At 43.9% G+C, this 19,547-nt stretch carries 15 protein-coding genes; 12 read left to right on the forward strand and 3 right to left on the reverse strand.

Going from position 1 to position 19,547, the window contains the following annotated elements; genetic code table 11:
* Positions 1–22: 22 nt before the first annotated feature.
* From AAEY79_RS07065 to AAEY79_RS07090, 6 genes are all read left to right on the forward strand, one after another.
* Positions 23–529, forward strand: coding sequence for a DUF305 domain-containing protein (locus tag AAEY79_RS07065; RefSeq protein ID WP_350588366.1), 507 nt, complete (start codon positions 23–25; stop codon positions 527–529).
* A gap of 152 nt (positions 530–681) precedes the next feature.
* Entirely contained in the window at positions 682–2,025 is a 1,344-nt protein-coding gene (locus AAEY79_RS07070; RefSeq protein WP_352287812.1) for an APC family permease, read from the forward strand.
* A gap of 129 nt (positions 2,026–2,154) precedes the next feature.
* The gene (locus AAEY79_RS07075; protein ID WP_352287815.1) at positions 2,155–2,808 is read left to right on the forward strand and encodes an isoprenylcysteine carboxylmethyltransferase family protein; all 654 of its coding nucleotides are present in this window, start codon (positions 2,155–2,157) and stop codon (positions 2,806–2,808) included.
* A gap of 115 nt (positions 2,809–2,923) precedes the next feature.
* Entirely contained in the window at positions 2,924–3,202 is a 279-nt protein-coding gene (locus tag AAEY79_RS07080; RefSeq protein WP_227692887.1) for a DUF5676 family membrane protein, read from the forward strand.
* A gap of 98 nt (positions 3,203–3,300) precedes the next feature.
* Positions 3,301–3,456 carry a hypothetical protein gene (locus tag AAEY79_RS07085; RefSeq protein ID WP_156770962.1) on the forward strand — a complete coding sequence of 52 codons (156 nt, stop codon included), beginning with the start codon at positions 3,301–3,303 and terminating at the stop codon, positions 3,454–3,456.
* A gap of 138 nt (positions 3,457–3,594) precedes the next feature.
* On the forward strand, positions 3,595–6,204 hold the full coding sequence (locus AAEY79_RS07090) for a copper-translocating P-type ATPase (RefSeq protein WP_201582217.1): 2,610 nt from the start codon (positions 3,595–3,597) through the stop codon (positions 6,202–6,204).
* A gap of 22 nt (positions 6,205–6,226) precedes the next feature.
* Here the strand turns inward: AAEY79_RS07090 and AAEY79_RS07095 are convergent, their stop codons facing one another.
* On the reverse strand, positions 6,227–6,667 hold the full coding sequence (locus tag AAEY79_RS07095) for a PaaI family thioesterase (RefSeq protein ID WP_201582218.1): 441 nt from the start codon (positions 6,665–6,667) through the stop codon (positions 6,227–6,229).
* A 357-nt stretch (positions 6,668–7,024) separates the two neighbouring features.
* Here AAEY79_RS07095 and AAEY79_RS07100 point away from each other — a divergent pair, with 357 nt between their 5' ends.
* The 4 genes from AAEY79_RS07100 to AAEY79_RS07115 all read left to right on the forward strand — a co-directional run bounded on the left by AAEY79_RS07100 (position 7,025) and on the right by AAEY79_RS07115 (position 12,585).
* On the forward strand, positions 7,025–7,219 hold the full coding sequence (locus AAEY79_RS07100; protein ID WP_201582219.1) for a hypothetical protein: 195 nt from the start codon (positions 7,025–7,027) through the stop codon (positions 7,217–7,219).
* Complete coding sequence (locus AAEY79_RS07105) at positions 7,219–8,154, forward strand: siderophore-interacting protein (RefSeq protein ID WP_352287820.1); 936 nt, start codon at positions 7,219–7,221, stop codon at positions 8,152–8,154. Before AAEY79_RS07100 ends, AAEY79_RS07105 begins: the two co-directional genes overlap by 1 nt.
* A 305-nt stretch (positions 8,155–8,459) precedes the next feature.
* Positions 8,460–10,760, forward strand: a complete 2,301-nt coding sequence (locus tag AAEY79_RS07110; protein WP_352287823.1) for a TonB-dependent receptor — start codon at positions 8,460–8,462, stop codon at positions 10,758–10,760.
* A gap of 112 nt (positions 10,761–10,872) precedes the next feature.
* On the forward strand, positions 10,873–12,585 hold the full coding sequence (locus AAEY79_RS07115; RefSeq protein WP_201633678.1) for a multidrug ABC transporter permease/ATP-binding protein: 1,713 nt from the start codon (positions 10,873–10,875) through the stop codon (positions 12,583–12,585).
* 223 nt (positions 12,586–12,808) lie between these two features.
* Here AAEY79_RS07115 and AAEY79_RS07120 read toward each other — a convergent pair whose 3' ends face one another.
* Entirely contained in the window at positions 12,809–14,326 is a 1,518-nt protein-coding gene (locus AAEY79_RS07120; protein WP_352287826.1) for a PepSY domain-containing protein, read from the reverse strand.
* 379 nt (positions 14,327–14,705) lie between these two features.
* Between AAEY79_RS07120 and AAEY79_RS07125 the strand changes: the two genes are divergently transcribed.
* Positions 14,706–16,913 (forward strand): TonB-dependent siderophore receptor, encoded by a 2,208-nt coding sequence (locus AAEY79_RS07125; protein WP_352287829.1) that lies wholly within the window; start codon positions 14,706–14,708, stop codon positions 16,911–16,913.
* Between the two features lie 105 nt (positions 16,914–17,018).
* Positions 17,019–17,762, forward strand: a complete 744-nt coding sequence (locus AAEY79_RS07130; protein WP_025653139.1) for a siderophore-interacting protein — start codon at positions 17,019–17,021, stop codon at positions 17,760–17,762.
* A gap of 56 nt (positions 17,763–17,818) precedes the next feature.
* Here the strand turns inward: AAEY79_RS07130 and AAEY79_RS07135 are convergent, their stop codons facing one another.
* Positions 17,819–19,444, reverse strand: a complete 1,626-nt coding sequence (locus AAEY79_RS07135) for a long-chain-fatty-acid--CoA ligase (protein WP_352287832.1) — start codon at positions 19,442–19,444, stop codon at positions 17,819–17,821.
* Positions 19,445–19,547 lie beyond the last annotated feature (103 nt).

Below are 19,547 nucleotides of genomic sequence, written 5' to 3' on the forward strand. Positions count from 1 at the left end.
TTAAATTTAAAGAGGTCACATTATGAATACTGCTAACAATGCTGCTAACAATGGGAATATGAATCATCAAAGCCATCAACAGGGTATAAATCCTTATGTGAAGTTCACTTTGATGATATTAACATCCACAGTGGTGATGTTTATCATGATGTATTTTAATACCTATAAATTGGATCACGTCTATTTTAGTGAAACCCGAGCTTATATGGCATTGTATATGGGCGCTGTGATGGCCATTATTATGCTCGCCTTTATGAGCAATATGTATAAAAAAACCAAGATAAACTTGATGGTCTATGGGGTTAGTGTGGTGTTATTTGCCTTTGGTCTATGGGGTGTGCGCTCGCAGCAAACTGTCGACCAAGTAGATTGGATGCAAGCCATGATTCCGCATCACTCTATTGCTATTTTGACCAGTGAGCGTGCCGATATAGAAGACCCACGGGTAAGAGAGTTGGCGGATGGCATTATCGAAGCACAAAAGCGTGAAATCGCTGAGATGCAAGCACTCATTACAGAGCTGGAGTAAAGACTTACAAGATTAATAGGTATTTTAAACTAAGAAAATAGAGATCTATCGAATAGTTACGGCTAATAATATAGGTCTCTTCACTCAAAGATCTTATCCACCGCAGATTTAAAATCCTACTCGTTAAAAAGGTAGTGAAAGGATAAATAGCCATGAAGCAAAACAGAGATACTCAGTATCAAAAAGATAGCCTAACACTAGCAGGAACAGTTATGCTAGGTACCGGTGTCATGATTGGCGCCGGTATTTTTGCATTGACTGGGCAGATGGCTCAGATGACAGGTTCACTTTTCCCCTTAGCATTTTTAGCCGCTGCAATCGTTGTGTCTTTTAGTGCCTACTCTTACATAAAAATCTCTAATGCCTACCCGTCGGCTGGCGGTGTCGCCATGTACTTACATCAGGCATACGGCGATCGTTTACCGACTGGCTTCAATGCTTTACTAATGTATTTTTCTATGGTTATAGCGCAAAGTTTTTTGGCTCGGACGTTCGGATCATATACGATGCAGTTGTTTGGTGGCGATGACAGCGGTCGCATGGTATCCATCCTTGGCGCCGCGCTTATTCTTGCTGCATTTTTGATTAACCTGCTCAGTAATCGTTGGATCCAAGGGGTCGCATCGTTTATTGGTATTCTGAAAATTGTCGGCATTCTCATTTTCGGATTGGTTGGTGTATGGCTGGCTGATAGCTTTGCAATTGATTCCTCTACAGTGGGAGACGCGAGTACTGTCGGTAACTTTCTTGGCGCAACGGCGCTAGGTATCCTAGCATTTAAGGGCTTTACCACGATTGCCAACAGTGGCTCGGAGGTAAAAGACCCCCATCGTAACGTTGGCCGTGCCATCATAATCTCAATTGCAGTCTGCGTAGTAATTTACACTCTAGTTGGTTTCGCGGTGTCTAGCAATCTATCCCTTGCCGAAATTATCGAAACCAAAGATTACTCCTTAGCTGCTGCTGCACGCCCAGCACTTGGCGACTATGGTCTATGGTTCACAGTAGCAATCGCAATGGTAGCGACTGCTGGCGGTCTCCTTGCTAGTATATTTGCAGTCTCTCGTATGCTTGCCATGTTGACTGAGATGAAGCTGGTGCCTCATCGTCATTTGGGAATGCCGGGAAGCGTTCAAAAACATACGTTGGTCTATACTGTGGTGTTGGGTTTAGCTTTTACGACGTTATTTGACTTATCACGAATTGCAGCGCTTGGCATTGTTTTCTATCTAATTATGGATATCGCCATTCATTGGGGTGTTTTGCGATACCTTCGTCAGGATATAAAGGCGGTGATGTGGGTGCCTATAGTGGCCATACTTCTTGACCTGTTGGTTCTCGGCGGTTTTGTCTGGATTAAACTAAACTCAGATCCATTCGTACTTGGCGTAGCAGTCGTCACTATTGTAGTGATTGCTGTGGCTGAGCAGGTTTACCTGAAATCTTCAGCGAGGAAAAAAGCTATCGAAAAAGATACGCTTGCAGACCATCATTGACAGTAACATCAAAGAGTTTACAGAAAATTGTTTGGTTAAAAATTGCATAGATTTAAGCGTCTGCTTACTATCTTCAAGAATTGATTTCATGCAATACGATATTCATAAAGACAACAGGGAAAGTAAGCTATGAATGAGTCATTTAATCACGCTGGAACTTGGGGTCTCGCACTAATTGTTATTGTTCTGATTTCTTGGTTCTTTTACCGTTATTTCGCACCAAAGAACTGGCGTGAATGGGCGGGTGCTGGTGTAGTTCAGGCTTTCATTATTGCACTTTACGCAGAAATGTATGGCTTTCCGCTCACTATATATTTATTAGTACGGTTTTTTGGTTTGGACAGCCAATATGTCAGCGCTAGCTTATGGTCGACCCTTGTTGGTTTAGGTGAGACAGGCATGATGATCTCAATGCTACTCGGCTATGCTATTGCATTTTTAGGAGTCGGTCTTTTTGCTCAAGGTTGGCGCCAAGTCCATAAAGCACGGGGTGAGAACCGCTTGATGACGGAGGGGCTTTATGCCTACGTGCGTCATCCTCAGTACACGGGGTTGTTTATTGCGCTGTTCGGGGAAGGCGTAGTGCATTGGCCAACACTATTCTCAATCGTTCTGTTTCCAATTATTGTACTAGTTTATACATGGCTCGCTCGACGTGAGGAACAACAGATGCTCAAAACATTTGGAGAAGATTACCTTGCCTATAAACGGCAAGTGCCAATGTTTATTCCTCGTTGGGGTAGATGGCGTCAACTCGCTGCCGCCTCACGAATCAAGAAGTAATATTAGTACAGCATAAAGCTTTTACTCACACTGCTTTCTTAGGCTTAAAACGGACAGATGGACGGTTGATGGGTTTAAGCTTGAACGACATCATGTAATAACAAGAAGTATTAAGATGGCTAAATCAAACTTAACAACAAGTACTTTGAGGATTGCCCCTGTTGGCAATAGTGTATCGTTGTTTCTACTTATTAGTTACCTGTTATGCATAGGCTTTGGTTTACTCGCACCCGAACAGATAGCGATGCACGAAGCTTGGGCACCTCTACTACCTGGCTTTGAGTGGTTAACATGGACAGGTTTTCTAATTGGACTTGTAGAATCATATCTTTACGGTTGGTATTTCGCCATCTTGTTCGTGCCACTATATCGTTGGTTCGCCAAAGTGCGCTAAAGATATTGATATATTAACAGTCAGTAAACCTCTTCGGTTCGAGTAAAAATTAATTGAAGAGTTGGAGTGATCACAGTTTAGACTGAGGAGAAATCATAATGAATGGGTCAATGCATGGCATGATGAACGGCTCAATGATGTATGGCATGGGCTGGGTTATGATGCTTATCTGTTTGTTATTCACCCTACTATTTTTCGCAGTACTAGTACTAACAATCATGGCACTGCTCAAGTATTTGCGTGATAAAAACTAAATTCCAATTGAAAAGTATAGAAATTATTTTTTAGAGGTTTTTAGATTAATGATTAGATGAATAGCAATCGAGGATTGATGATAGTGCTTTAAGAGTTGTACTTATTATAAATATTTATTGTCTTCAAGGAGTGGTTTTATGAAACATATTGCCGATGAAAAATCTATCAAAGGTGGTCAGTACGATAAAGTACCAGAAAATTATAGTGGTACGGTTTATATCTGCCCGATGCATCCTGAGGTTAGAGATACTGAGAAGAGCGATTGTCCGATATGCGGCATGTTTCTCAAACCTGAAGACGAGGTTGCTGAATCCAACAGTAATGAGGGCAGTCATGCGCATTGTCATAAAGCGGATGCTAATAATAGTACTGAGTTAAAGTCTGTCGAAGGCAATAAGTACGACAAGATACCAGAAAATTATAACGGCACGATTTATATTTGTCCTATGCATCCAGAAGTAAGAGATGTTGAAAAAAGTGACTGCCCAATATGTGGCATGTTTCTTAAACCTGAAGACGAAGTTGCTAAAGATGATAGTCACGCTAGCTGTCATGGAAAGGATACTGATAGTAGCGGAGTAAAATCTGTTAAAGGCGGTAAATACGATAAAGTACCTGCTGATTACGATGGCACGGTATATACCTGTCCTATGCATCCTGAAGTGAGAGACGTTAGAAATAGCGGTTGTCCGATATGTGGTATGGCGCTTGAGCCCGAAACGCTTACTATCGGTGAAGAGGACACCTCAGAGCTTGACGACATGACTCGTCGTTTTTGGATATGTACCGTGTTGACTGTACCGCTATTAATATATGTGATGAGCGGTATGTTTGGAGTTGACTTTAGTCAGTATGGTATCTCTTCAAAGATCTTACAATGGGCTGAGTTAGTGCTCGCGACCCCTGTAGTGCTTTGGGGCGCCGCCCCGTTTTTCGTCCGTGGCTGGCAGTCTATAAAAAGCCGCAATCTAAATATGTTTACCTTGATTGCGATAGGCGTAGGCGCTGCTTATATTTTTAGTATTGTCGCGACCTTTTTTCCCGATATTTTCCCAGACAGTTTCAGAGATGCCTCTGGTCAAGTCGGAGTCTACTATGAAGCGGCAGCGGTCATTGTGACCTTGGTGCTACTGGGTCAAGTATTAGAGCTCAAAGCTAGAAGTCAAACTTCAGGTGCGATTAGAGCTTTGCTTGAGCTAGCTCCACCGACTGCAAGACGTGTTGACGAAAACGGAGAAGAGATCGAAGTCTCGCTTGATGAGGTCGTCACTGGCGATAAGCTACGGGTTAAACCAGGTGAGAAACTACCCGTAGATGGTACAGTGATCGATGGTAATAGTAATGTTGATGAATCAATGGTGACGGGTGAGCCAATCCCTGTATCAAAAGTAGCAGGAGATACAGTGACTGGTGGTACGGTAAATGGCACCGGAACGCTATTAGTCGAAGCGGTCAATGTTGGAGCAGATTCAGTATTATCTAAAATTGTACAAATGGTTGCTGAAGCCCAGCGTAGCCGCGCACCTATACAGAAATTGGTAGATCAAGTGGCGGGTTGGTTCGTACCTATTGTTATTGTCACCTCTATCATAACCTTTATTGTCTGGGCGATATTCGGCCCTGAGCCCGCTATGACCTATGCTTTGGTTAACGCGATTGCGGTACTGATTATTGCTTGTCCTTGTGCCCTTGGTCTAGCGACGCCGATGTCCATTATGGTTGGTACCGGCAAAGGCGCGCAAAACGGCGTCCTCATCAAAAATGCTGAAGCGTTAGAGAGTATGGAAAAAGTCGATACCATTGTCGTCGACAAGACCGGAACACTGACCGCTGGTAAGCCCGAGCTTACCGCAATTGATGCGCAGGTAGGTCAAGATGAAGACGAGTTCCTCGCATTGGTAGCCTCAGTAGAAAGCGCTAGCGAGCATCCTTTAGCAGAAGCTATCGTTAGAGCAGCTCAAGAAAGATCACTCATTATTCCTAAAGCTACTGACTTTAATTCGACTACTGGCGAAGGCGTACAAGCCGTGGTCGATGGTAAGAAAGTCGCTATTGGTAACTCTAAGCTTATGGAAAGCCTAAATAGTTTTGATAATGAGCTGTCCACTAAAGCTGATGTCCGTAGAAAAGACGGTGAAACGGTAATGTTTGTGGCTATAGACGGTAAAGCTGCTGGTATTATTTCAGTTGCTGACCCTATTAAACCAAGCACTAAAGAGGCTATTTCACTGCTTCATGACGCAGGTTTAAAAGTTGTGATGCTAACCGGTGACAACGAAAAAACTGCTCAGGCAGTCGCTAATAAATTAGGTATTGATGAAGTTCATGCGGATGTTTCACCAGAGGATAAAAACCGTATCGTCAAAGAAATGCAAGACAGCGGTAAATTGGTCGCTATGGCGGGTGATGGTATCAACGACGCACCAGCGCTAGCGCAAGCTAATGTTGGTATCGCTATGGGAACCGGTACCGATGTGGCGATGGAGAGTGCGGGCATTACCCTGCTAAAAGGTGATTTAATGGGCATTGCCAAAGCTTATAAGCTTAGCCACGCCACCATGCGCAATATCAGACAGAATCTGTTTTTTGCCTTTATCTACAATGCACTTGGTGTTCCTATTGCCGCAGGTGTGCTCTATCCCATATTTGGGCTTCTGCTCAGTCCGATGATAGCAGCGGCAGCGATGAGCTTGTCGTCATTCTCGGTGATTGCTAACGCGCTGCGATTGCGCCGTTTGCAGCTATAGAAAATTGATAACGTCATCTAATTTATAGTGGATTAACTATCTGCGTCTTTTCTCTAGGTTTTGGTGGTACAGAATAAGTGCCAACCACATGGGCCACCAAGTCGCTAGAGCCTTCTGAATAGAGAGAAACCTCGCCGACAATTAATGTGCGCCCTACTTTCATCAACGTGCATTCGGCGATGATGCGGGCGTCTGCTGAGGGTTTACGCAGAAAATTAATGGTTAAGCTCGTCGTCACGGTCAACGGTACAATGCCAATTCTGCCCAATATCGCCACATAAATGGCTACATCAGCGATACTCATCAACACTGGCCCCGAGACCGTGCCACCAGGTCGCAGCTCATTGATACCTATTTCATGCGACAAGGTCGAACCCTTATCATCTACTGCCTCAACCCTACATTTGGTTTGTGGAAACTCTGCCGTCATAAAGGCGACGATTTCTTCTTTGCTTGCAGACATACCTATCCCTCGGTTTTGATTATTTTCACTGTCGACACCAGCCCTTTGCTTGAGTAAGCGCTGTCATAAACAGTGATAGCATAACTGATATTATCAGCCGCATCTATAGTCATTCCACTATAAAAGTATTACAGCGTTAACCTCGCTTGAAGTATCACATATACATCTACACTCGGTTGCCTTGTACTACTTCTAAATTGAATCGACTATATGCCAACTCCTTTCATTTATGAGCCACTTTCACTGACAATCAATCGATAAACAGGATTATTAGCGTAATATATATGTTAATGATTATCATTAACATATATAATGTCGTTCAACGATTATTTGAATTTTTGGCTTGGATGACATGTTATGGCTCAACCACTTGCTCAGTACGATATTGATAAAACACCGTTAGACATGGCTGACAAAGACCAGTTTATAAATCATGTCAATGAAGAGCATCAAGATGAACTCGCTATGTTTATCAATGCCTTTACTAGCACGACAGTGAGTGAGCATGATATCGCCTCGATAAAAGAGCTATATACGGATGTGGGATATTAATGGATGTCACAACCACCAATCATAACAACGGTGCTTTAGCAAATACCACTACTCTCAGCAGTCAATATTTTATCAATTTTACGGCGCCGATTAGTGAGTCGATGACGCTACAAGAGCAATATATAACGCTATTGCAAACCTCTGCCAATAAGCTTGGTAAGCGTACGATCAAGCTTCAAGAGCAGCACTTTACTATCCTCAACAGCTACTACGCCAGCCCCAACATGTATCGACTGCTGGTAACCGCACCTGATAGTACGCCACTCACTCATCCGGGCTACGCGTATCTGTTTGAGCTAGATGCGGACGGTCTATCTGCTACAAAACACCAGTCAAAAGATAGCAACAAACCTTTGCAGCGCTACTATACCTTGCGAAAAGCATGGCGAGATTCGAGCAGCTCGTCTGTCCAAGCGTGGATAGACGTTTATACTCATGGCGACACGGCAGGAGGCAATTGGGCACGCGCACTTAACTGTGGCAGTCAAATCAAAACAGTACGTGAATATCCAGAGAAAATAGAGCATCTCAGCACTGGTCAGTGCTTACTTATCTGTGATGAAACCTCCTTGCCTACGGTGGCCAATCTATTGGAAAACTGGCAGAATCCATTGCCGCCCCTCGTCATTGCCATCACTAATGATCCAGACGATATCCGTTATCTACATACCCTAACGCTCAGTAATCCACTACGCCATGAGGCGCATTTTTTGCAAGATAATGTGTGCCAGCTGATTAATACCCCAATAACTGATATTACTGAGCAAATAGTGGCATTATTAAATACACAATTTGCGCGACTGCCTATCAAAATTGAAAAAGTATGGGGTGCTCTGGAAGCAGCGGATATCAAATCATTACGACAGCAATTAAAATCAACACTGGGTCTATCACGCCAAGACATGGTTATCAAAGTCTATTGGCGTGCGCAGTAATCATTATCTTTTTTATAAGTAGCATGTTTCTATAAAAAGCGCCTTTTTACGAATGGCAGATGTTTAATTATGAACAGAAGGCATCTAGCCACTTGTCAACTATTTGTGATGGCTCATAAATTTAGCAATCAATCATCATTGAAACTAAAGTAATATTTTTTATCAACTTTTGCCAGCTAGCTATACTGCTTGGCAAAAATTCCACTTAACACGATAAAAATATATTGAGATTTAATCCAGTAATACATTGTAATGAAAATGATTATCATTATAATAAGCATTTAACCTATATGCTGGAAATATTCATGCAACTGTCTCGCTTATATTCTGCTTTATTTCGCCCTAATCTCTTGAGTATCTCTCGCCATCCATTTTCACTAAAATCACTGTGCTCATCTTGTCTGTCCACATCGGTAATATTACTGGGTGCGAGTCAAGCTGCGTGGGCACAAACAGAGGCAAGTACTGATGCCCAAGCAGATACCCAGGCAGATACCCCAAGTGTGGTACTCGATACGATTGTCGTGACCAGTAGCGCCGATGCGTCAGCCGATGGCTTACCAGGTGCCTATGAAGGGGGTCAAGTAGCGACAGGAAGCCGCGTCGGAATCTTGGGCAATCAAGACATCATGGATACGCCGTTCTCCACTACCTCATATACCAATGAATATATCAGCAATCAACAAGCGCAAAGTGTGGGCGACTTGCTCAAAAAAGACCCGACTGTTCGTGTCGCCAGAGGCTTTGGCAACTTTCAAGAAGCCTACTTTATGCGCGGCTTTATCACAACCTCTGATGACACCATGTATAACGGTCTATACGGCATATTACCAAGACAGTATATCGCTACTGAATTATTCGAGCGTGTTGAAGTTCAGCGCGGGGCATCAGCCATGCTCAATGGCGCAGCACCAAGTGGTGGTAATGCCGGTGGTACAATTAACCTGCTACCCAAACGAGCTGGCAATGACCCGCTACGTAAGGTGACACTCGGTTATGGTCAGGGCGATCAAGGCAAAGTTGCCGTAGACGTCAGTGATCGCTTTGGTACTAATGATGCGTTTGGCATGCGCTTTAATGCCGCTTATCAAGATGGCGACAGCGCGATTGATGATGAATCTTCAACACTGGGTCTGGCAGCGTTAGGATTAGATTATAGAGGCGATCAGTATCGACTATCAGCAGATTTGGGCTGGCAAGACAATAAGCTTAAAGAGACCCGTCCTAGTGTCACACTTGCTGGTGTTTCTAGAGTACCAAAAGCACCAGACGGCTCAAAGAATTGGGCGCAGCCTTGGACGTATTCAGATGAAGAAGATGTCTTTGGTACCATTCGAGGAGAATATGATTTTACTGATAATATTACCGCTTATGGTGCTTACGGTGTGCGAAGTGGTGAGGAAGAAAACTCACTGGCCAATCTAACCGTCAACAATGTTGATGGTGCAGGTACGTTTTATCGCTTTGATAATTCTAGAAAAGATTTGGTACAAAGTGCTGAGCTCGGTCTGCGTGGTAAATGGCAAACAGGTGAAGTGGCTCATAATTGGGTACTAGCAGCGGATCTCTATGACCAAGAAGAAAAAGGGGCGTTCGCCTATGATTTTGGTAATCAACCCGCGACCAATTTATATCGCCCTATTGACTACGCTGAGGTCCCTTTTACAAGCACAGCAATCTTCGGTGGTAACTTAGACGATCCAAAACTAACCAACGAGAAGCAATTCCAAAGCTTTGCGCTAGCCGATACCATATCATTGTTCGATGACAAACTAAAAACCACTTTAGGCGTGCGTCATCAGAATTTAAAAACCACCAGCTATGATCCTAACACTCAGGCTAAAACGGCAGATTACGATAAAAGTGAGTGGACACCAAGTATCGGTATCGTCTATCAACCGAGCATGGACTGGTCTGTTTATGGCAACTATATCGAAAGCCTAGCGCCAGGCGCAAGGGCACCTCTGACTAATAATGGTGGTGCTGTCACCAATGGTGGTCAAAATTTAAACCCTTATGTAAGTGAGCAAACTGAGGTTGGCGTTAAGTATGACAATGGTCTGATTGGCAGTAGTTTGGCGGTATTCCGCACTGATGAGCCGCGTGCTTATATCAATGACTCAAACACGTTTACCGCTGCTGGAGAAAATCGCCATCAAGGGGTAGAATTGACTGTATTTGGTAGCCCGAGCGAAAACATGCGCTTCAATGCTGGTGTTACTTACTTAAAGGCTGAGCAAAAAGACACGGGCGATGTGACGTTCGACGGCAACCGAGTCATCGGACTGCCCATGCTACAAAGCAACGTCAACCTAGAATATGATTTAGCAGCAGTTGAAGGATTGACAGTGACCGGTGATATCATTCACACAGGCGCACGTTATGCCGATGCCGCCAATAGCTTAAAAGTCGACGGTTATACCACGCTAGATCTAGGTGCTCGCTACAAAACCATGCTTGCTGGACAAGACGTGACGCTAAAAGGCGTGGTTACTAACGTGACAGGAGAGGACTATTGGCAATCAGTGGGTGGTTATGCGGGTGCTGGGTATTTAAATGCCAGTGAGCCTACTGCCCTAAAAGTGTCAGCGGCTTTCGACTTTTAAGACCTGCCCATTAAACCATGTTTATAAGACTTAGATAAAAGGGATTAGGCACAACCTACTCCCTTTTCTGCTATCAAAAATACGCAAAAAACCATTTTATTATTGAGCCATTATGTCCTCTCGCACCACCGTTTCTTTATACCATATGATTTGGGCACACTATCGCCTGCCCTTTCTTAAAGTTATCTTTCTTAATTTGGTTAATGCGGCTGTCAGTGTGGGCATCATCGCTTTCATCAATCACACCTTCATCAGTCAGCCTGTTTTTAATACCTTATCGTGGGCAAGTTTGGGTCAATTCTCAGCCTTGGTTGTCCTGCTATTGGTCACTACTTTTTTATCACAATATGCCTTAACCCGTCTCGGTCACAAGTTTGTCTATGAGCTCAGAACCAAGCTGGTCAAACAAATCATCGATACCAACGTCCCACAAATAGACCATTTGGGTAGCGCACGATTACTCGCCAGCCTGTCCTCAGACATTCAATCAATTACCGTTGCCTTTGTCCGCATGCCAGAATTGGTACAAGGGGTGATTTTATCTACTGGGGTCGCTCTTTATTTGGGCTGGCTGTCATTGCCACTATTACTGATTATCATGGTTTGGATTGTGATGACCATTTGGATAAGTACTATTCTCGTCAAACATGTCTATCACCATCTCACCGCCATCAGAGAGATCAATGATGAGTTATATGCAGATTATCAATCGATAATAGAGGGCCGTAAAGAGCTCGCGTTGAACCATCACCGCGCCGAAAAACTCTACAAACATGATTTTTTAAATCATGCCCAGTCTTATCAAGAGCGAATTATTAAAGCGGATACCTATCATTTATCGGCAGTGAACTGGTCGAACATCATGATGTTTGCAGCGATTGGTGTGGTGTTTGCCGTATCCAACTATCTTGATATACCCATGGGCGTAGCGACCACTTTTTCTTTAACCATTCTATTTATGCAGTCACCTCTGCTCCATGCGGTTGGTGCTTATCCAACCATGCAAACAGCGCAAGTTGCCTTGGACAAAATACAATCATTGGAGCTAGCGGATTATCATTCAGCGTTTGCCACTGACACCGCCGCAACAGACTGGCACTCTATTTCTTTGACCGATATTCACTACCGTTACGACAACAGTGATGCTGATACGTCTGCCTTAGTAACAGAAAAAACCGCTCACTCAAATGATATATTACAAGACGTCAATCTCACTTTAAGACGTGGCGATGTGGTCTTTTTGATTGGTGCGAATGGTAGCGGTAAATCCACCCTTGCAAAGATTATTACAGGCATTTTTACCCCTACCACTGGCTCTGTACATATAGACAATCAGCTTATTGACTCCAAAAATAATACCGATTATCGACAGCTTTTTTCTGCCATTTTTAGCGATCAGCATCTTTTTAAACAATTGATTGGCAGTCATGGCAGCGATCCTGATATGACGCTAGTAACCACTTGGCTGCATAAATTAAATTTGCAAGATAAAGTCAGTGTGACGGATCATCGCTTATCTACGGACAAATTATCGCAGGGACAACGTAAACGATTGGCTATGTTAATCTCTGTTGCTGAACATAAGGACATACTGTTACTTGACGAATGGGCTGCTGACCAAGACCCTGCTTTTCGTCGCGTATTCTATCAATCATTGATTCCTGAGCTAAAAGCGCTGGGTAAAACCCTTTTTATTATCAGTCATGATGACAGCTACTTTGAGCATGCGGATCGATTGCTGCTGATGAAAGAGGGGAAATTGATCGAGCTGAATGCTGAAGAACGTCAACGCGCCAGTACCGATGCCATCTCAATGTTGAAGTAATACCAATGCCAAAAAATATGATTAGCAGTGTCAAATTTGCTTAGTCTATAAAATATAGTACTTACACTCATCTTCCTTGCGACTCAAGTTTTTGAAAATGGTATAAATACGGCCTGAAGAACAAAATACTTGAGAATAAAACAATGAGCATAAAAAAGAGAGGCGTCTTTTAGAAAGCTGCCCCGCTTTTATTTAGATAAGAATGAATTTTTGAACTTCTCTTTTATTTTAATAGCTTCTGTAAAAATCCAACACGCGATATTAATAGAAAATCTAATAATCCGATGACGATAATAGCAATAATTGCGGTTGGAAAAATAATAGACACAAGCAGTAAGGGAATTGCAAACGGCCACCAGATAGAAAAACTTTGACCGCGTGCTGGTGGGTTTAGCCCCACTTTTTCACTGGAATGACGTGGACGGCGTTGCCACCACATAACATAACCGCTCACAGAAATAGCAATGACCGATAGGCAAAATAAAACGTTGGCAAGCACGCTCCATAATCCCAGCGTACCCATATGAATAGCGGCACCTGCTGCCATGAATTTGCCAAAGGGATTGTAATCATTAAAGCGAATGTCTGCTAAAACCTTACCCGAATAACGATCGATATGTACGGTACGATCCGCGGTTGGGCTCTTCATATCGTAGCTCATGGAATCTTGGCTAATCGTCCATACCCCAGTCGAGCCTTGAGGTAGATTCATCTGATAACGTCCTTCAAAACCAATTTCACGGACAAAGCGATCCACCGTATCAATCATAATAGGTATATTTGGCGCGATACCATTCTTACCCATGGTCGTCCCTGATACGGGCATCGGTGTCAACTCAAGCACCCAAGGTACATCTTTGGTACTGCCCGTGTTTAATACATCACCATGTGTGGGAGCCACGGCTGGCGTGGCACCATGAACGTGCGGCGCGGCGTTAGTCATATCCATACCAGCATGGTGTTTATGGCTGGGGTCAATTGAAAGCGGTATGGGCGCAACGCCCCACTTACCTGCGGGAAATTGGCTCCATGCCTGCACGACTCGCTCGCCCCAAATACCAGCCCACGCCATGCCTGAAATGCAGAAAAATAACAACACAATAGATATCCAACTGCCTAGCGTCGCATGGATGGTTCGAAAAAATGGGCGTTTTTTCTTCAGCGTGGTATTGTCATCAGGAACCAACATGGCTTTGAAAGATTTACGTTTTTTCCACCACAGATACCATCCCGTTAAAATCATTAAAATAGTCAAGGAGGCCGTGGTTTCTTGGATATAGTCACCGACTTTACCCAATAGCAAATCACTATGAATAGCATCAAAAGTGTTATACAAACTACTATTAGTAGGTATGCTGTCAACAATATCGGCCGTGTAAGGATTCACCGACACCATATTGTCATGCCCTTCTGACACCACCTGAAACAAGGCCACCGTATTGTTCTCACGAGGAGCAATGTATTTTACCAATGTGCTATCGGGCAGCGTGTTGAGCGCGTTCTTAGCTTGAGTGGAGATAGGGGCTTGGGTAGCGACAGGTGCTTGCACCATCGACTCTGGGGTAGGCACAGTCACACGGTCATTGTCTCGCCCTGAGGTGTTAGACATGAGTATCATCCCAAGCCCTGTACACACCAAAATAACTAAAAAAGGAGCGACAAACATGCCTGCATAAAAATGCCAGCGCCATACCGTAAAATAGCGTTGATTGTTAGTTGGTTGATGGGTGCCTCTGTTCATAAATATGACCTTTAACAATCTCTGGCTGCTCAATGAATAACCTAAATCTATCAAGAATTTTAATAAATCCTGTCCACTTATTGATCTCAAAGTTGATTTCAAATAGACGGCTGTATCATACGAGGAAACCGATTTAAACACCATCGTTTATAGTAAGAAATTATCATCATATTAGATATTTTTAGTCTATATAAATCTGTTTGACTCACACCAATTTAGAGCATACATACAATACATTTTGACGATGTATGCATCGCTCTATTGCATACAATATCTCCAAAAACTCTTTATTTGTAAATTTTTTATGATAATGATAATCATTAATGTTATTATTCCTTTTTTAATTTTTAGTATTTCATAATAATTTATAGGAGCTATGATGCGTTTTATCTCAACGTCTACATCCATTCGTCAAAAACGTTTAACACTCGCCGTGCAACTGGGATTGGCAATGGGTCTGAGTCACGCCGCTTACGCTGAGACGATACCGAATAACATCGAAAATAGTGTAGAGAACGACGTTGATAATGATGTTGATGAGACTGCGACACCATCAGCCATCTTAGATAGCATTACTGTCTATGCCGACAGCTATCGCAGTACAGGTACAAAAACTGCATTAGATCCCAATGATGCGCCCATGAGCTATACAAGAATCGATCAAGCATTACTGCAAAAACGCCAAGCAGACAGTGTCAATGCTGCATTACGTTATGAGCCAGGGGTGAGTGCTGAAAGTCGCGGTACCGTATCGATCTTTGACGAATACAACATTCGCGGTTTTAAAACTTACTCCAATTTTTATGATGGCTTAAGACTGCCCTACGATGGTGCTTGGAACCTGATGCCACAAGTCGATATTTACGCAACAGAAGCAGTCGAAATGGTAAAAGGACCAGCATCCTCGCTTTATGGTTATGCATCCCCAGGTGGCATGGTCAATCAAGTCGCTAAAACCCCCAAAAGCACCCAAGCGTCTGAAGTGCAGCTGCGACTCGGCAATCAAGACTTAAAAGAAGTGGCTGTCGATACCACAGGACCTATCTCAGACACGCTAAATTATCGTCTAGTGGCATTAAAACGCAAAAAAGATGGGCAGATGCAGACCACAGAAGAAGAACGCACGCTGATCAATCCGTCATTGGACTGGCAACCTACAGAGGATGTGTCCGTCCTTGCCAATCTGTTTTATCAAGATGATCCAGAGATGGTGCCCTCCACTCCGCTACCTGCCGTTGGCACTGTCTATAATGCCAGCTATGGAAAACTGAGCAGTGATGCTTATGCGGGTGACAAATGGAATCGCTTTAGCAAAGAAGTATTCATGCCCAGTGTCACAGTGAACTGGGACATCAATGATAAGTTGACGTTCAAGCACATTCTGCGCTATACCGATGCCGACGCGCAGCAGCGTAATATGTACAACAGCGGGTTTGTAAGCGGCAGTGACAAAATACTAAACCGTGTGGCCTACACCACTGATGAAAGTATGAACAACTGGACCACTGACAATCAGCTTGCTTATCAGCTGGATACTACCAATACCTCCCATAACCTGTTATTTGGTATTGAGTATCAAGAAACAGACAGCACCGCCACCTATTATGATGCTGGCGCGGACGGCACGCCAAACCTTGATTTGTCTAACCCAGATTTTTCGAAAATCAATGCCGATATGTTGCCTTTAGACGCTTATCGTCAAGATGAAGACATCGAACAAAGCCAGCTTGGGTTTTATGTACAGGATGAGATGAAATGGCAAGATTTGACGATAGTAGCCGGCTTACGTCACGATAATTTTGATAGTATCACTAAGCAGACAAAGGCTTCTGAAGGTGCCATCTATAGTGATCAAACTATTGACAATGATGCCTCGAAAACCAGTGGTCGTCTCGCAGCTATCTATGACTTTGATAATGGACTATCGCCTTATGCCAGCTATTCTCAGTCTTTTCAGCCAGTCGTTGGCAGTAATTTCATTACCAATGAAGCCTTCAGACCCACCACCGCCGATCAACTAGAAGCTGGTGTCAAATATCTCTCCGCCGATCGCGCCACACAAGGGACATTAGCAGTATTTGATATCACCCAAAAAAATGTAGTGGTGGCTGACGAAATCAACTATAGAAGTCAAACACAAACGGGTGAAATTACGTCCAAAGGGTTTGAAGTTTCAGGCAGCCACATGCTCAATGACTGGGTAGATATCAATGCAAGCTACAGCTATACCGATGCTGAGATTACAGAGGATGAATTCAACCCTAATGTGATCGGCAACACCCCAGCACAAACGGCAAAGCATAAAGCCACACTTTGGACAGACTATTACGCCACAGACAAACTGACACTCAATGCTGGCGTGCGCTATGAAGGCGGTATGCAACTTGACAAACAAAATTCAGATGCGCTGCCAAGCGTGACTTTGGTAGATATCGGCGGCAATTATCAAATCAATCCGATGCTCACTGTCGGCGCGAGTATCAACAATCTGTTTGATAAGACCTACGTCGGCGCTTGTTATGATATTAATAACTGCTGGATGGGGTCTGAACGCCAAATGTCCGTCAGCCTAAAAGCCCATTTTTAGGCAATGTAGGACTTACAATTACCAGAGAATGTCAGTCTTATAGATTGGCTTTCTCTCGAATGATGCATTATGGTATTAAACAATGGAATGAAAGGAAGTATTAAAATGGCAAAACCCAATCCAAGATTGCTTGAAGTCATTCAGACCAAATACATCACGCCACATATGTGCCGCGTCACATTTGGCGGTGCTGAACTGACTGATTTTCCAGCAGATCAAGAAAGTGCTTATATCAAGCTGATGTTTTCTCAAGGCGATGACACTCGACCATTGATGCGCACCTATACTGTCAGCGCCCAGCGTGATAATGAGATAGATGTCGATTTTGCGCTGCATGAGACAGAAGGCCCTGCTTCAACATGGGCACGTAACGCCCAAGTGGGTGAGCAAATATGGGTAGGCGGCCCTGGACCAAAGAAGCTGATTAATAATGAGGCAGAGTGGTTTTTATTGATCGGTGACATGACAGCGCTGCCGGCGATTACCGTCAATCTTGCCCAACTACCTGCGGACGCACGCGGCTATGCAGTCCTTGAGGTGAGCACTGAAGCAGATAAGCAACTACTTAAAAAACCAGACAACGTTGACATTCATTGGGTAATAAACGCACATCCAAATGCAGAAAGCAGCCCATTACTTGAACATACTAAAACGCTTACTTGGCTAGCAGGGCAACCTGCGGTCTGGGCGGCATGTGAATTCCATAGTATGCGCGCCCTACGTCAATACTTTAAAGTAGAGCGTCCAATACCAAAAACGCATTTATACATATCCAGCTACTGGAAAGTCGATAGCACAGAAGATCAGCATAAAATTGTGAAACGCAATGATGCCGAAAGTCTAGAATAAAGCACGTTAAATAAAAAAAGTCCGCTTATTTGCGGACTTTTTCATAAAAAATATGATTAAGCAAGCAAGACATCACCATGCTCATCACGTAAGTTATTTTTCATCATTTTCCCTGCGCCGTTGAGCACGATATTATCGACAAAGACGACTTTGTCAGGTATTTGCCAACTGGCCACTTTACCTTGGTAGAATTCAAGAATCTGCGCTTCATCTACTGCCGAACCCGCTTCTTTGACGACAATCAACACTGGACGCTCGCCCCATTGCTTATGGGTCGCTGCAATCGCTGCGGCCATCTTAACCTCTGGATGCTCCACAGCGATGTTTTCTAGTTCCACAGAAGATATCCACTCGCCTCCTGATTTGATCAAATCTTTTGAGCGGTCACGGATATTCATATAACCATCAGCATCAATCGTGGCGATATCACCGGTATCAAACCAGCCATCGGCAGTGATGGCATCTTTATTTTCAGTGAAATAATCATCAATGACCCAATGCCCGCGAATCTGCAAGCGCCCTTGTGACTCGCCATCTTCAGCAACTGGCTGGTCTTTTTGTTCCGTATCCATCAGACGTATCTTGATACCATAAGGAGGGCGACCTTGCGATTTACGCAGCTCGTTAATCTCTTCTTTACTGAGCGACTTGTGCTTGGCTTTTATCTGATTCATCGTGCCAAGTGGACTGGTCTCGGTCATGCCCCAACCATGTATCGCATCACAATTAAAGTCTTCTCTAAAGGTTTTGATAACTGATGGCGGACATGCTGCACCGCCGACGATTGTACGCGTCATACTGTCCAGCTTACTGCCTCTGTTTTTGGCAGCGGTTAGCAAACTTTGCCAAATAGTTGGCACGCCCAAAGCCACCGTCACTTTATAGTCATCAATGACAGACACCAAGCTGTCTCCATCAAGATTGGGGCCAGGCAGTATCAAAGAGCAGCCCGTCAGAGCAGCGGCATAAGGTGTGCCCCACGCGTTGACATGGAACATCGGCACGACTGGTAGCAAGACATCTTGGGCAGATAACGAGGACACATCCGGCATACACAAAGCCATCGCATGCAGGACTGAGGAGCGATGAGAGTACAAGATGCCTTTGGGATTGCCTGTCGTCCCTGAGGTATAACAGAGTGAGCTTGCCAGCTTTTCATCAAACTGCGGCCAGTCAAAATCAGGGCTATTATCTGCCAACAATTCATCAAAGAACAGAGCATTCGGCAACTGCTCTAAGACTTTTTCGTCCCTATCGCCCAAGTAAATAAAATGCTTAATGCCTTTGATATGCTCTTTAATGGCGCTAATCAGCGGCAAAAAAGTCATATCGAAGAACAAAGCTTGATCGTCTGCATCGTTAATAATGTAGGCAAGCTGCTCAGGAAATAGGCGGGGATTGATAGTATGGCAAATCATACCGCTACCCGAGATTGCGTACCACGCTTCTAGATGACGGCGATTGTTCCATGCCAAAGTTGCGATACGCTCTGATGGCTTCAGCCCCAGTGTTTGTAGCGCATTTGCCAAGCGTTTTGAATTGTTGGAGACAGTCAGCCAATCACTCTTGGTCATCTCGCCGTTGACTTCTTTTGACAAGATAGCGGTATCACCATGATATTGGGCGGCGTGCTCAATGAGGCTGCTAATGAGCAGCGGCTGATACATCATTTTTCCTAGCATCTGAATATCCTTATATTGATTTTAGTGCTCATCCTTGGGCATATTTTATATATGGAGCATTTTCAGTATACGTGACTCTAGACGGTTAAGAAGATTTTAATTT

The sequence above is a fragment of the Psychrobacter sp. GW64-MNA-CIBAN-0177 genome, from assembly GCF_040309585.1.
Classification (GTDB): domain Bacteria; phylum Pseudomonadota; class Gammaproteobacteria; order Pseudomonadales; family Moraxellaceae; genus Psychrobacter; species Psychrobacter okhotskensis.

Bases quoted from the DNA above. Each gene is read 5' to 3' on its own strand.
- AAEY79_RS07080 (WP_227692887.1), top strand. From the start codon at position 2,924: ATGGCTAAATCAAACTTAACAACAAGTACTTTGAGGATTGCCCCTGTT.
- AAEY79_RS07100 (WP_201582219.1), top strand. From the start codon at position 7,025: ATGGCTCAACCACTTGCTCAGTACGATATTGATAAAACACCGTTAGAC.
- AAEY79_RS07135 (WP_352287832.1), bottom strand. From the start codon at position 19,444: ATGCTAGGAAAAATGATGTATCAGCCGCTGCTCATTAGCAGCCTCATT.
- AAEY79_RS07095 (WP_201582218.1), bottom strand. From the start codon at position 6,667: ATGTCTGCAAGCAAAGAAGAAATCGTCGCCTTTATGACGGCAGAGTTT.
- AAEY79_RS07125 (WP_352287829.1), top strand. From the start codon at position 14,706: ATGCGTTTTATCTCAACGTCTACATCCATTCGTCAAAAACGTTTAACA.
- AAEY79_RS07105 (WP_352287820.1), top strand. From the start codon at position 7,219: ATGGATGTCACAACCACCAATCATAACAACGGTGCTTTAGCAAATACC.
- AAEY79_RS07085 (WP_156770962.1), top strand. From the start codon at position 3,301: ATGAATGGGTCAATGCATGGCATGATGAACGGCTCAATGATGTATGGC.
- AAEY79_RS07110 (WP_352287823.1), top strand. From the start codon at position 8,460: ATGCAACTGTCTCGCTTATATTCTGCTTTATTTCGCCCTAATCTCTTG.
- AAEY79_RS07090 (WP_201582217.1), top strand. From the start codon at position 3,595: ATGAAACATATTGCCGATGAAAAATCTATCAAAGGTGGTCAGTACGAT.
- AAEY79_RS07115 (WP_201633678.1), top strand. From the start codon at position 10,873: ATGTCCTCTCGCACCACCGTTTCTTTATACCATATGATTTGGGCACAC.
- AAEY79_RS07065 (WP_350588366.1), top strand. From the start codon at position 23: ATGAATACTGCTAACAATGCTGCTAACAATGGGAATATGAATCATCAA.
- AAEY79_RS07070 (WP_352287812.1), top strand. From the start codon at position 682: ATGAAGCAAAACAGAGATACTCAGTATCAAAAAGATAGCCTAACACTA.
- AAEY79_RS07075 (WP_352287815.1), top strand. From the start codon at position 2,155: ATGAATGAGTCATTTAATCACGCTGGAACTTGGGGTCTCGCACTAATT.
- AAEY79_RS07120 (WP_352287826.1), bottom strand. From the start codon at position 14,326: ATGAACAGAGGCACCCATCAACCAACTAACAATCAACGCTATTTTACG.
- AAEY79_RS07130 (WP_025653139.1), top strand. From the start codon at position 17,019: ATGGCAAAACCCAATCCAAGATTGCTTGAAGTCATTCAGACCAAATAC.